This is a genomic window from Cytobacillus sp. Bac17 (assembly GCF_024519925.1).
Lineage (GTDB): Bacteria > Bacillota > Bacilli > Bacillales > Cytobacillaceae > Cytobacillus > Cytobacillus pseudoceanisediminis.
Genome location: NZ_JALJRC010000018.1, coordinates 47,289 through 60,497, shown reverse-complemented (window position 1 = coordinate 60,497; position 13,209 = coordinate 47,289). Strand labels below are relative to the sequence as shown.

General features: G+C 40.5%; 11 protein-coding genes. 5 read left to right on the top strand and 6 right to left on the bottom strand.

The window, feature by feature from the left end; genetic code table 11:
- Positions 1–90: 90 nt before the first annotated feature.
- Positions 91–1,518 carry a vWA domain-containing protein gene (locus tag NR125_RS19085; protein ID WP_019382703.1) on the bottom strand — a complete coding sequence of 476 codons (1,428 nt, stop codon included), beginning with the start codon at positions 1,516–1,518 and terminating at the stop codon, positions 91–93.
- 145 nt (positions 1,519–1,663) lie between these two features.
- On the opposite strand from NR125_RS19085, the gene NR125_RS19080 reads away from it, so the two are divergent.
- Together NR125_RS19080 and NR125_RS19075 are read left to right on the top strand one after the other, a co-directional pair.
- Positions 1,664–2,206 carry a GNAT family N-acetyltransferase gene (locus tag NR125_RS19080; RefSeq protein WP_009333705.1) on the top strand — a complete coding sequence of 181 codons (543 nt, stop codon included), beginning with the start codon at positions 1,664–1,666 and terminating at the stop codon, positions 2,204–2,206.
- 68 nt (positions 2,207–2,274) lie between these two features.
- Positions 2,275–2,616, top strand: coding sequence for an avidin-fold protein (locus NR125_RS19075; RefSeq protein WP_009333706.1), 342 nt, complete (start codon positions 2,275–2,277; stop codon positions 2,614–2,616).
- A gap of 32 nt (positions 2,617–2,648) precedes the next feature.
- On the opposite strand, the gene NR125_RS19070 is transcribed toward NR125_RS19075, so the two are convergent.
- The 3 genes from NR125_RS19070 to NR125_RS19060 form a co-directional block, all read right to left on the bottom strand.
- Positions 2,649–3,884 (bottom strand): Bcr/CflA family efflux MFS transporter, encoded by a 1,236-nt coding sequence (locus NR125_RS19070; RefSeq protein ID WP_034296780.1) that lies wholly within the window; start codon positions 3,882–3,884, stop codon positions 2,649–2,651.
- Positions 3,885–4,020: 136 nt separating this feature from the next.
- A complete protein-coding gene (locus NR125_RS19065) occupies positions 4,021–4,404 on the bottom strand; it encodes a VOC family protein (protein WP_009333708.1) in 384 nt (127 codons plus the stop codon).
- Positions 4,405–4,467: 63 nt separating this feature from the next.
- A complete protein-coding gene (locus NR125_RS19060; RefSeq protein WP_009333709.1) occupies positions 4,468–5,193 on the bottom strand; it encodes a MurR/RpiR family transcriptional regulator in 726 nt (241 codons plus the stop codon).
- Positions 5,194–5,424: 231 nt separating this feature from the next.
- Here NR125_RS19060 and NR125_RS19055 point away from each other — a divergent pair, with 231 nt between their 5' ends.
- The 3 genes from NR125_RS19055 to NR125_RS19045 all read left to right on the top strand — a co-directional run bounded on the left by NR125_RS19055 (position 5,425) and on the right by NR125_RS19045 (position 8,461).
- Positions 5,425–6,861, top strand: coding sequence for a glycoside hydrolase family 1 protein (locus NR125_RS19055; RefSeq protein ID WP_009333710.1), 1,437 nt, complete (start codon positions 5,425–5,427; stop codon positions 6,859–6,861).
- A gap of 205 nt (positions 6,862–7,066) precedes the next feature.
- The gene (locus NR125_RS19050) at positions 7,067–7,573 is read left to right on the top strand and encodes a DUF3189 family protein (protein ID WP_026041781.1); all 507 of its coding nucleotides are present in this window, start codon (positions 7,067–7,069) and stop codon (positions 7,571–7,573) included.
- A 270-nt stretch (positions 7,574–7,843) separates the two neighbouring features.
- The gene (locus NR125_RS19045) at positions 7,844–8,461 is read left to right on the top strand and encodes a hypothetical protein (protein ID WP_009333712.1); all 618 of its coding nucleotides are present in this window, start codon (positions 7,844–7,846) and stop codon (positions 8,459–8,461) included.
- Between the two features lie 100 nt (positions 8,462–8,561).
- Here the strand turns inward: NR125_RS19045 and NR125_RS19040 are convergent, their stop codons facing one another.
- Together NR125_RS19040 and NR125_RS19035 are read right to left on the bottom strand one after the other, a co-directional pair.
- Positions 8,562–12,251, bottom strand: a complete 3,690-nt coding sequence (locus tag NR125_RS19040; RefSeq protein ID WP_192908862.1) for a polysaccharide deacetylase family protein — start codon at positions 12,249–12,251, stop codon at positions 8,562–8,564.
- Between the two features lie 230 nt (positions 12,252–12,481).
- Positions 12,482–13,084, bottom strand: coding sequence for a TetR/AcrR family transcriptional regulator (locus NR125_RS19035; protein ID WP_009333715.1), 603 nt, complete (start codon positions 13,082–13,084; stop codon positions 12,482–12,484).
- Between the last annotated feature and the right edge of the window lie 125 nt (positions 13,085–13,209).

Here is a 13,209-nt window from a genome sequence, read left to right as displayed (position 1 = left end):
GACAAATTTTGCAATATTGAGAGTTTTATAATTTTATAAAAAAATGCTCAGAGCATTTCGCCCTGAGCAATCTTCATTTCATAAGTTCTTTTACCAGATGTCACCGCGCTCTTTTTTTAGAGCCTTCATTTTTTCAACCCATTCGTCGACTCTCAGCTTGATCTCATCACTTTCCGCCTCAGCTGTATTTCGGTTTTTTTCATAGAGTTCTAAATAGAGGTCCTTCATTTGCTCGCTTCGTTCATAGCCCCAATCACGCAGCTCTGATCGCTGCTCATCAGTGATCCAGCCATTGTCTCCCATGACTGTAACAGCATCAAGGATTCGATGTGCTTCACGCCTGCCGATCGTAAATAATTGGCGGGGATAAATTTCTCCGAGTTCATACTCATCCATCATTTCCCATGGGCTTGGCGACAGTGTAAATGCCCAAGCCAGGTCGCCGGCAGAAGGAAGCCACTCGTATTGGATCGTGTTTTTCAATTCATCCGGGTTATCCGCTTTTAAATATTCCCCATTGCCGGCTTCGGCTACTGCTTTTAATTGGTTCTCGGCTTTTCCATCTACACCAAACCCTATGATATTCACACTATTGCTGCTGTTGTTTTTTACAAGGTTTTTACTGGCCGAGACGGGGTCGCCATCACATGTTTCGGCACCGTCACTGACAATGTAGATCGTTGTGGATCCATCATAACCGCTGCTCATTTCTGCAGCCTTTTGAATGGCACCGGCAAGAGGTGTCCAGCCTTTGCTTTCAAATGAATCCACCGCTTCGTGGAACTCTTTCTTGGAATATTTCCCCATCGGGTAGACTTCCTCTACTCCTGAGCAGGAAATTTCTTTATCAGCGTCCGCTTCAGAGCCTTTATGGCCATATACAACTAGGGAAACTTCGCTGCTTTGGCCAATTGTCTGGGCGAAACTCTTTACGGCACTTTTAGCAATATCCATTTTCATTTTGCCGCCTGCCTGCAGCAGCATGCTTGAACTGGCATCAAGAAGAATAATAGCCTGTTCTGATGCCTTTTTTTCTTCCCCAGGTTCTGATTTAGTGGGATCCGGCAGGTAAGGCTCTTCAAAATCTGGTTTGTAGGAATTGGACTTTTCAATGATGTTTTTATAATTCGGACTCGCCAACAGGGAAAGAAGCCCTTTTTTAATCGAGTCTGTATCTTTGGCTTCTTTCGTCAGCTCCTCAAGTTTGGGGGTCATCTTGCTTATAAGCTCAGGATCAGTTTCAGGCACATTGAATTCAATGGCCTCAATGTCCTTCTCGTATGTGAGCCCTTCCATTAGTGTTCCAGGGGTCAATTTCAGCAGGCTTTCTTCTGAAACCTCCAAATTAATATTCTCAGATTCTGCTAAAATGCTTTCCTGCTTTTTTTCTTTCTTGTCTTCTTGTTTTTGTTCTTCTTTACCTGATGAATCAGCTTCCGCTTCCGCTTTCTCTTTGTCATTGCTGCATGCTGAAAGAATCAATGCGGCAAACAGCAGCCATAACGCATAACGTTTCACATAAATTCTCCTCTTTATTTAAGTTTTACTAATAATAGAGTTTAACATGGATAAAGCTGGGTTTGAAGTAATTTCCATATGATAGGATTTTTTTACAGCATTTTGGTATAGTTGAAGGAAGATATAATGCAAAGGAGGCAATCCGTTGGAAACAGTATTTCCGATCCTTGAAACAGAAAGATTAATTTTAAGAGAAGCAACTGAAGAAGATGCAAAAGATATGTTTGTATACCTGTCAGATCAACTGGTTGTAAAGCATATGGGAATCTCGGCCTGTGAATCTGTCGAAGAGGTGCTGGATGAAATAAAGTGGTATAAATCCATTTACAAAAATCGCACTGGAATGCGCTGGGGCATAACCCTAAAGGATTCCGGGAAGGTCATAGGGAGCTGCGGTTTCCTAAACAGGAATCCCAGACATTTCCGAAGTGAAGTCGGTTATGAATTAAGCAGAGAGCATTGGGGAAAAGGGATTGCCAATGAAGCTCTTGAGAGAGTTTTAAAATTCGGATTTGAACACCTTGAGCTTGAAAGGATTGAAGCCCTGATAGAACCTAAAAATCTCTCATCCCAGAAGCTGGTTGAAAGGCAGGGATTCACGAGAGAAGGTTTGCTGAGGCACTATGAATATACAAATGGAAAATTTGATGATTTGTATATGTACTCTATTTTAAAAGGGGATTTGTAGAAGGGCTGGAGTTAGGAATACATATTGAGTTTGAGTGAAAAAACCAATCTGCTGGGAGGATTATTTTTATGAACTACAATGGCCGTACCTTTGTTTCTGTTCAAAATACTGAGAATGGTGAAGTATCATCAAAAACCTTTTTTCAGTATAAACAGGAGGGAAACATTATATCTGCTGTTTATGGCGGGGGAGAGATTATTCAGGGGACACTTATTGGAATTGTAAATGAAGATGGCAGTTTAGAATTTAGATATAACCATGTGAATAACAAATATGAAATACGCGGAGGAAAATGTCATTCAAAACCTGAAAAGCTGCAAGACGGCCGCATCAGGCTATATGAAAAATGGCAGTGGCAGGATGATGAAGGGACGGAAGGTCATTCGATTATCGAGGAAGTAAAAAATTAAAGTTTAATAGGCGGCATGGGAGCCGGAGGGAATTATCCCTCCGCATGCAGCTTCAGGTTCTGTCTGCTTCTTTTTGTTTTTTCTTTCGTTAAAGTGAAGAAGAAAACAAAGCCGATGAATGATGTAATAAACAATATGGCACCCATTGGTACCGCAGTGGTTTCATCAATGCTCACCAAAGGGGAAACAGCAGAACCCAGCACTAAAGGAAGCATTCCAATAACGGCGCTGGCACTGCCGGCACGATGCCCCTGATTTTTCATGGCCAATGTAAACGAGCTGGTAATGATCATTCCCATTGAAGTCATATAGATAAAGATCGGAATGACAAGCATGAATAGTGGACCTTTAATGATGGTCATGATTAAAAGTAACGAAGTGGCACTGACGGCAAGGCAGACGGCTGTCCGGAGCAGGCTTCTTTCCGGAATGACACCTGCCAGGCGGCCAATTAGAAAACTCCCCGTAATGATGGCCAATCCATTAATGCCAAACAGGATGCTGAACACCTGAGGCGATACACCATAAATCCCCTGATAGACAAAAGGTGTCCCCGAAACATAAGCAAAGCTTCCACCATGTATAAATCCTACGATAAGGGCATACCCGATGAAGGAACGGTCCCTGAAAAGGCCCCCCATGCTTTTAACGGAATTTCCAATGGAGCTTGGGACCCTTTTTTCTGGAGGAAGGGTTTCTTTTAATCGGAAATAGATCACAATGGTAATAAATAATCCCAAAAAGCTTAGAAAATAAAATATGGTTTCCCAGCTTGCGAAAGGAATCAGAAGCAGGGCACCGCCTGTCATTGGTGCGATCATCGGAGCTGTTGCATTAATGACCATAAGCAAGGCAAAAAACTTCGTGAGCTCTTTACCGCTGAACACATCACGGACAACTGCCCGGGATAGGACTATTCCAGCAGAGGCGGTTAATCCCTGCAGAAATCGGGCTGCAATAAAGGCTCCGATATTTGGTGAAATGGCGCATAAAAGGGAAGATACGGCAAAGAGAGAGATCCCGATAAGAAGAGGCTTTCTTCTTCCATGGGAATCACTGAGCGGTCCGACAATAACCTGTCCAGCCGCAAGTCCAATCAAGCAGGCTGTTAAACTCATCTGAACAAGTGAAGCCCGGGCACTGAAATCATCAGCGATTTCTGGGAAGCCTGGCAAATACATATCAATATTAAATGGCCCCAATATTCCAAGCATGCTGAGGAGAAATGCCAGCGCAAGCCTCTCTTTTCCAGTAGGGTTGTGAATCATGTTAAACACCTTTCTTTCTATGAAGCTGTTAATCTTTTACATAAATATGGCTAGTATACGCCAGGTGCAGGGGGATGTCCAGCGGAGAATGCTGTAAATAAAAAAATCCATGGCGGAATAGCCACAGATTTAATCATTAACAATTGCAAATCATCAATACATTTCCATCCAAGTCCTGAAAGTTGAAATAGGCAAAATCTCCAATACGCTCAATTTCCTTTACAATGGTGATTCCCTGATCTTTAACAAACGTGTATGCCTCATCAATATCCTGGACGAAGAAATTAAATAAAACGTGACCGGAAGGATTTAAGGTAAAGGCTGGATCAAAGGTGTGGTCATCCAGTGTAAGACCGGTTTCAGAGGTGACAGGAATGTTGTATACCGGGGATTCTACTGAACCCTTATGAAAAGGCAATCCAAGCAGTGTGCTATACCATTCAGCCGACTTTTCCAGGTCGCTGACATGAATAAAAACATTGTTCACTTTGCCTGCAATCGGGGAAGCAATTGATTTCATATACTCACCGCTTTCATTGTGATTATTTTACCAATTCTCCATACACGGGAAAACTCCTTTAATTTAAGGGTTCAGCCTGTGTATTTCCCTGGCGACAGCTTCCAAAATGTACACAACTGGAACTTGAGTCGTAATATTGGACTGCTCAAACGTTTCCTCTGTCACATAATAGGCGATATTCAAATCTGAAACTTTCGCAATTGTTGAAAGCCGGCTGTTTGTGATGCTGATGATTTTACTGCCTTCCTGCTTCAGCTGGTTAAGATGGGTGACTGTAAAAGGAGTTTCCCCTGAGACAGATAAGGCAATCGTGACACTGCTGCTGCGGATGCTGGAATGGATCGGAAAATGGGGATCCTTGATATACAGTGAAAACTTGCCAAGACTCGAGAAATATCTGGCTCCGTATTCAGCCAGTATGCCTGAGCTTCCGATCCCTATAAATATAATGTTATCTGCCGTATTTATAAGTTCTGCTGCCTCGATGATTTTTTCGTCTAAATCACCTCTTAGCGTTCGCTCGAAAAACTCGACGATGGATTGCTTGGAACCTTTTATAGAGGTCTTTTTATTTTCCTGCAAATATAATTTAAACTTTATCTTAAATTCAGTGAAACCCTCACAATTCAGCTTCCTGCAGAACCGCAGGATGGTGGCCGTCGAAACATGGGTTTCATCTGCAAGTTCACGAATCCGCATATAAGGAATCTTTTCTTTGTTTTGACAGATGTAATGATATATGGATGTTTCTAAATCATTGAAAGATGCGATGATTTCATTTGAAAACATGATTCAGTAATCCTCCGTTGAAAAAATAGATAGGCTTATTTTATCACAAGGAGAAACAATACGTTACTTTTATGTAACAAATATCAAAATGCCGTTAAACAAGACTTAATTAACTCTATTTATTTACATACCCTTCGACTCGCTTTAAGCTTCTTCTATATCCCTTTTCGGGTAACATAAAAACTCCATTTAAACAAATATTAAAAAATAGCAGGTATTGGAGGTAATGAAATGAAAAAATACGATTTTCCTAAAGGTTTTTTGTGGGGCGGCGCCACTGCAGCGAACCAAATTGAAGGCGGATATAAGGAAGGGAATAAAGGCTTGAATATTGCGGATGTCCTTCCCGGAGGAAAAGAAAGATACAATATCTTAATGAAGCCTGGGTTTGACTTCGAAATTCATGAGGATCTTTTTTTTTATCCCAATCATGAAGCAATCGATTTCTATCATCGATATGAAGAAGATATTGCCTTATTTGCCGAAATGGGCTTCAAGGCATTCCGATTGTCGATAGCCTGGACCCGCATTTTTCCTAATGGTGATGAGTCGGAGCCAAATGAAGAAGGACTTGCTTTTTATGATCGTGTTTTTGATAAATTGCAGAAATATGGAATTGAGCCGGTTGTAACGATTTCCCATTATGAAATGCCTGTTCATTTAGTAAAAGAGTATGGTGGGTGGAGAAACCGCAAAGTTGTCAGTTTCTTTGAGAGGTATGCTAAAGCGATTTTGGGCCGGTATAAAGATAAAGTAAAGTACTGGATGACTTTTAATGAAATCAATAGCGGATTGGTCATGCCGATTAATGGGCTCGGCTTTTCCTATCAAACTGAAGAAGATAAATACCAGCCGACCTTCCAGGCCTATCACCATCAATTGGTCGCAAGCGCAATCGCGGTTAAGGCATGTCATGAGCTCATTCCTGAGTCAAAAATTGGCTGCATGCTTCTATTTGCGCCTGTGTATGCTTATGACAGCAACCCGGAAAATGTCATGTATGCCCTGCAGGAAGAGCAGCTTTTCAATTACTTTTGTGGTGATGTACAGGTTCGCGGGGAATATCCGGCTTTTATTAAAAGGTACTTTAAGGAACATCATATCAGCCTGGACATACAGGAAGGCGACCTGGATTTGTTGAAGGACGGCACTGTTGATTATATTGGCTTCAGCTATTATATGTCCCGCACCGAAAAGAAGGTTAAATCAGATGCAGACTCATCGGAAGGGAACATCATTGGCGGGGTTAGAAATCCCTTTCTTGAAACAAGTGACTGGGGCTGGGAAATCGACCCTGAAGGTTTGAGGATCAGCTTGAACAAGTTATATGATCGCTATCAGAAACCGCTATTTGTCGTAGAAAACGGACTTGGGGCCTATGACAAGGAAGAAGAGGACGGCAGCATCCATGACGACTATCGGATTGACTATCTTCGCGAGCATATAAAAGCAATGGGTGAAGCTATAGAGGATGGCGTCGAGCTAATGGGCTATACAAGCTGGGGCTGCATCGATATGGTCAGCATGTCAACAGGCGAATTTTCAAAACGCTATGGCTATATTTATGTGGACAAGCATGATGATGGCAGTGGAACATTGGAACGGAAAAAGAAGAAGTCTTTTTATTGGTATAAAGATGTGATCGAGTCAAACGGAGAAAAACTATAGAATATTTAAGCGGGCTGCCTGAGGGCAGTCTTTACTTGTTTAGAAAGTTAAATGTGCAGGTGTTATTATGAGAAATTTACACATGAACTAATGAAAAAATCTTTATGGAGTAAAATATGAATTAAGTCCAGGAAAATGATATTTCAGAGGAGCTAATAAATAATCCTGGTGTTCAGGAAGTCTAATGAATAGGGAGATGAAGCAGGTGATTTATATCTACCATGATTTTGGGGGAACTCATACAACATCTCTGGCAGCGGCATACCATCTAAAAATCATTCGTCACCGCAAACTCGAAAAAGAAGAAATAAGTGAGCTGCCGTATTTTAATAAATTGACAAAGAAAGATGCAGGAAAATTTATTTTTCATGGTGAAGATGAGGAAGGAAATCCGGTGTACACCCTTGGAAGAAGATCTTCTAAGCTGGCAGTTGAAACACTGCATCATTTTTGCCATTTATTAAATAGTCATAAAGGAATTAATGATAAAATCGTCCTCTCTGATACTTCACCTGCAGTACCGCTTTCTCTGACTATAGGTGGATTCATATCCAAAGGCTTAGGACTGGACAGATTAGGGACTCCACTGGTTATTAAAGGAGCACAGAAATGCAGCGGAAATATTCTGGAGCTGGTGAACGAAACGAAAAAAATTGCCGCCGGTTCTAATTCTGCTATAATTAAAATTGATAATAAGGAGTTTCAGGCATAGACAGTAAGAACCACCCTGATATTCAGATGGTTCTTTTCTTTTGCAGGTAACTATCCGGACAGAAAAAGCCTAGTTTCTTAATATAAATATAGTATCAGTCTGTCGGTCTTAAAATTTCCAGCAGTAGCTCTAACAGCTCTTAAAAACTTATGGAATGTTAGTTTTGCAGGAGTAAGCAAATAATAAAAAGTATTATTAAACCCCCATAATATAAAGAATCTCCTTCGTATTCTTTGAATATAATCAATCAAAAGTCTCGAGGGGAAAAATATGAAATCACCAGCTAAGGGGGCCCTTGCCATGGTATTTGCAGGGGCTATAACGTTTTCTGTTGCCAATGGCATGCTGAAAGCTACTAAACTTTTTTCAGAGGAACACTCTTCTGTTTTATCAGGTATTCAACAAAAATCTGAAGTAAACAGACAAATTGATGAAAAGTCAGAAGCAAACATACTGGCTGTGCAAGAGAATGCGAAACAAAAAACGGTTACAGAAGATGCTCCTGATTTTGAAGAATCATTAAAAAAGGAAAAGAATAGCGATAAGATGATTGTTGCTGTTCATACGAATACCGAAAAATCCAATCGGAAACCTGCTGTAAATCCTGTTTCAAAAGCTGTATCTGTCTCAAACGAAAAACCTTCGGCACCGGAGCCTGCCTCTGCACCTGCGGGAAGCAAGACAACAACTGAAGCATCAAAACCTGAGACCAGCACACAAGATCCAAACACACCTGCCTCTGGCACGGGAGGAGGAAGCATAATAAATCCTGCTGCAAAAACACTTAACCATGGCCAGCAGGTTTCCCAAGCCGCAAAAGAAAAAGCTGAGAGTAATCGGGTTAGCAAAGGAAAAGAAGACAAAGAAAACAATGGGAAAAATCATTAAACCTCAGGAAGGATCATCAGGAGACGGTGGTCCTTTTTCCTTTATAGGTATTAGATTATACAGCAAAAAGGCCTTCCCCAAATGGGAAAGGCTCTTGAATTCATTTAATATTCATAATGGAATTATCCTGAGTTACATTGCCTTTTCGTTTAAGTTTATTCCAGCCAACGGCTACTCCTTTTATAGCGGAGAAGATCGATTTTACCACAACATAAGTCATCAGCTGTTTATATAAAATTCGCTGCAGAAACAATGAGACTAGTGGTTTAGGGCTTTCTTTCTCCAGCCTGAACGCATAAAGGGAGGCGAAGAAATCCATCAAGTAGAATAGGACAAATCCAATGGCTGCTTTTTCAGGGTTTGGGCTGAAAAGGGCAAAGATGAACAATATATCTGCAATAGGAGAAATGGTTTGATAAACATATTGAAAAAGCCACATGTTAGGCAAGGCTACATATCCTAATGAATGATGTTTTTTGTTAAATAATGCCGCGCGATGTTTCCAAAGGCATTGGAGAGTGCCATATACCCATCGGTAGCGCTGCTTTGCCAGGCTTTTAATATCTTCAGGCACCTCTGTATAAGCATAAGCCTTTTCTTCGAACTCAATTTTCTTACCTTTGCGCAATAGTGCAAGTGTGATATCCGTATCTTCTGCAAGGGTATCCTCTCTAAAGTAACCAGCCTCTTCAACCGCAGACTTTTTCCATGCACCGATGGCACCTGGTACTACGGTAATGCAATTAAGAGCCGCAAAGGCTCTTCTTTCCAAATTAAAGCCTGTCACATATTCAATATGCTGCCAATTCGTCAGGAGATTCCCCTTATTCCCAACCTTTACATTACCTGAAACAGCAGCCACTTGATTATCTTTAAAATGGCTAACAAGTAAAGAGATGGCGTTTTCAGCAATGAGTGTATCGGCATCTAATGCAATTACTATTTCCCCCTTAGCTTCCTTAAATCCAAGGTTTACAGCCGAGGATTTTCCGCCATTGGGTTTTTTAATTAACCGGACGCAAGGAGTGTCCGCAAAAGTTTCTTCAACTGCACGAGCAGTATGATCCTTTGAGCCATCGTCGATTATCAGTATCTCTAAATCCGGATAGTCACTGGATAAAATAGAATCTACAGTTTTGCAAATTACTTTTTCTTCATTATAAGCTGCAATTACAACACTGACATAAGGAGTAAAGCCAGGGTCAATCCGGGTCTCTTTATACCTTTTGACCTGTTTCCAGGATAGGAAAACAAGAAATAGAATGCGCAAAACACCTAAGAGGATGGCTGAGTAAAACAAAAAGCTAAGTCCAGTGTTCCAGCTTTTAATGACCTTAAATACCGCCATATCATAAACAGAATAAGGGTTTTCCTGATCAGCAAAAGGCATGATTTCGGTATCTCTTTTCCCAATTAAACCGGCAGTTGTCGTAAATGTGTAGCCTCTATTTTTAAGAGTTTCAATAATTACCGGAAGGGCTTCCACTGTTTTGGAGCGGTCACCGCCAGCATCATGAAGCAAAATGACGTTACCTTCGGCCAGCTGATCCAATGTTCGATTTACAAGGTCATCTGCTGAAGATCCTTGCCAATCACCCGAGTCAATGGATTGGCCGACCATGGTATAGCCCAGATTCTGAGCTTCCATAATAGGAAGCTGTTCGTTTCTTGTGCCCAGTTCCGTATCTGCTATGTATGGAGGGCGAAAAAGAGTCATAGAATGACCTGTTATGCCTTGAATTAAGCGCTGTGTTGCATTCAATTCCATTCGTAAACGAGATGGTGTGATGGATGTAATATCAGGGTGTGTAAAGGTATGATTTCCGATTTCATGTCCCTCATCATAAATTCTGTTAACCAGCTGGGGATGCATCAATGCATTTTCTCCAACAATAAAAAAGGTGCCTTTTACCTCATACCTCTTCAATATATCCAATATTTTTGGTGTGTAGGCTGGATCAGGACCGTCATCAAAAGTAAGGACGATTTCTTTTTTGCTGGAGTTTCCATGGCGGATTACTTCAAAAGGCTTTGGATATTTAACATAGCTTTCCTTTTTTATCATTCCATTGGAATCCATCTCAAAGGTTCTTTTTCCTTTTTCAGCTTGTGAAGCGATTTTCAATATCTCTCCGTTACCTGTATGAAGTGCTGAGGAATGACTTTCAAAGGCACTTAGCATTTGAGATGGATTAATGATTTCCTTAGGCTTGTTAATAAAACTCCAGATAGAGGGATCCTCAGAACCGAGCCGCCATATTGCTATTCCGGTAGAGCCGCCATTAATCGCAAGGTTCATCTGGTTATAAAAAGTAGCAGCATCCAAAAACCAGACAGTATGATTTTTTCCATCTTCTTTATAGCGTAAGTAGGGGTTTCCAGCATTCATACTCCAATTAATATTAAGGTTCGCCTCGCTGCCCAGCTTCATGATATCTCCAAAAGTCATGTCAGCTGCGGGCTTATCCGAACCTTCTTCCCAGTCGTAACCGTATGTTCCTAAGCCTGCTACCAATTTTCCGGATGGAATATCAGCTTGATTCAAGTTCTCCTTAACCCAATCGGTTTGAGCGACAGGGCCTGGTGTGCTCATGGAATAATGCTGGTCATAGAGCATGACAATCACTCGGTCAGCGTATTTTGCTAAAGAAGTATAATCGTAGCTTTCGTCATTGGGCGGAACATCCAATGTCACCATAAAGCCTTCTTTGTGGAAGGCTTTATAAACTTTACTCATGAACTGAGTAAAATGATCCCTGTCGGCTGGTTTAATTGCTTCAAAGTCTATATTTATACCATCAAAGCCATTTGTTATCACATAAGAAAGCATTTCTTTAATAAAGAGATCGTCAGCACCTGGGGCAGTGAATAACCGGTGAAGAACATCTGAATCCCATTTGTTGTCTATAAAATTATTCACTAATGGCAGAATCTTAATTTCATGTTTATTTGCTTCTTTTACTATGGACCGGTCAATTGAAGACTTGAGCTTTAGATCTGGAGTAACCTGCATCCACTCAGGGACTAGAGTGGTTATGGACTCTTTATTTTTCTTGAAGGATGTTTTACTATTCTTGTCCCAATTGACATAGAATCCATACACTTCTTGCTTTCGTGCAATTTGTGCCATCTTTGGCTTTTCTGAAATAGCCGCTGAAGAAGTTGTCTTTTGAATCTGTGATGCCAATTCTTCTTCATTGAAGGGCTTATTTATCGGATTGATCCCGGAACTTGATACGCTTTGATCTAGATGCAGTTCAGGAAGCTTTGGAGCTGTATTTAAACTCTGTATGAAAAATGTCGATATAACAGCAATTAATAGGATGAAGCCAGCGCTCATTCGCTTAATCAGGGACCATCGCATTTTAGCAGGATCAAGAAATATATATTCCTGCTTTCCCTCGTTTTTTTTCAGACCCAGGTTATAAAACCAGTGGAAGAAAAAATAGCAGACTAGTCCAACCAAGCCTCCGAAGACTCCTGATGCAATTGATTCCGAGGTTACTATTTTGGTTTTAAGTGATGAAATGAACCAGTACTCTTCAAATGGGCCAAAATCCATGAAAGGCAGCTCGTGTATGTAGGGTATAAAAACAGTAATCAGAGTGCCCAGGAATAAGGCAATAATATTTAGGCGCAGCAGCAGTGAACAAACAAACAATAATGGAATACTAAAACTTTCCAAAGGTAAAAATGCCAGAAAAAACCCTAGAGTGCTTGCAATCGCTCCTGCATTTCCGGAGACAGGTGCAAACAAAGATCTGACAATCCACCTGAAAAAACGATCCACATTCATTCCCCCCAAAAGTAATGTCGAATTATCTATAATAATTTAATAGCTTTTGGAGTGTATGCTCCAAACATCCAATGGGTCAATTTTTCGACAAAAAATGACCATCAACAAAAATTTAGGTTGTGGTTCTATAATTTTGGGGGTGGGATAAAAAAATGTGTTTGCTTTTTTATGGTATTTAACGCGATTTACCATGGTTTAATGTAAGTAAGTGATAATTGTTTCAATTAAGTTAATTTGAACACCTTATCACCTTGTCTGCTCTGTAAGATTTCCAGCAGCTGTTCCGACATATAATTTGAGTCATATTCAAACCCATGATTTATCCATTCCGTAATCATTCCCAGCATGGCATGTACATAGAAGCTTGCCTGCAGTTCACGATTAATTTTGGGGTTAAACTGTACACCTTTAAGGTCTCTCAAAGTTACCTCTTTCAGTACATCGCACAATTTGCTCTGCAATCCAGATAATGCATTGGATTTTACCATTAGGGAATAGAATTCTTTTTTATGACTGACATGTTCAAAGATTTTAATGGCAGAAGAGGTAAGGGTCTTTAACTCGAAGGTTTCTGTGTCCTTATATGGTTCGCGATAGGAAGAGATTAGGTCTGCTATAACATCATCGACAATTTCATCAAGGAGATCTTCTTTGTATTCATAGTGCTTATAAAAGGTCCCCCTGTTGAGATTGGCTGTCTTCACGATATCTGTTACAGTTATTTTCTTGAATTCTTTCGTCTGCATTAAGGATAATAGGGCATCCATTAAGGCTTGTTTAGATTTAGTTATTCTTCGGTCAATAGGGAGATTTTGCTTATTGGACATAAATGGCCTCCATTGTAGAAATTGGATGAAAAAATGATCAAAATACAATGAATGTGTTCAATAGTAGACAAATTGCCGTTCATTTGCTGATTGAATGGAAGGTTTTATTACCATATTATAAAGGT

Excerpts from the sequence above, each read along its gene's own strand:
- NR125_RS19065 (WP_009333708.1), bottom strand. The coding sequence starts at position 4,404 with ATGAAATCAATTGCTTCCCCGATTGCAGGCAAAGTGAACAATGTTTTT.
- NR125_RS19075 (WP_009333706.1), top strand. The coding sequence starts at position 2,275 with ATGAACTACAATGGCCGTACCTTTGTTTCTGTTCAAAATACTGAGAAT.
- NR125_RS19055 (WP_009333710.1), top strand. The coding sequence starts at position 5,425 with ATGAAAAAATACGATTTTCCTAAAGGTTTTTTGTGGGGCGGCGCCACT.
- NR125_RS19060 (WP_009333709.1), bottom strand. The coding sequence starts at position 5,193 with ATGTTTTCAAATGAAATCATCGCATCTTTCAATGATTTAGAAACATCC.
- NR125_RS19045 (WP_009333712.1), top strand. The coding sequence starts at position 7,844 with ATGAAATCACCAGCTAAGGGGGCCCTTGCCATGGTATTTGCAGGGGCT.
- NR125_RS19035 (WP_009333715.1), bottom strand. The coding sequence starts at position 13,084 with ATGTCCAATAAGCAAAATCTCCCTATTGACCGAAGAATAACTAAATCT.
- NR125_RS19070 (WP_034296780.1), bottom strand. The coding sequence starts at position 3,884 with ATGATTCACAACCCTACTGGAAAAGAGAGGCTTGCGCTGGCATTTCTC.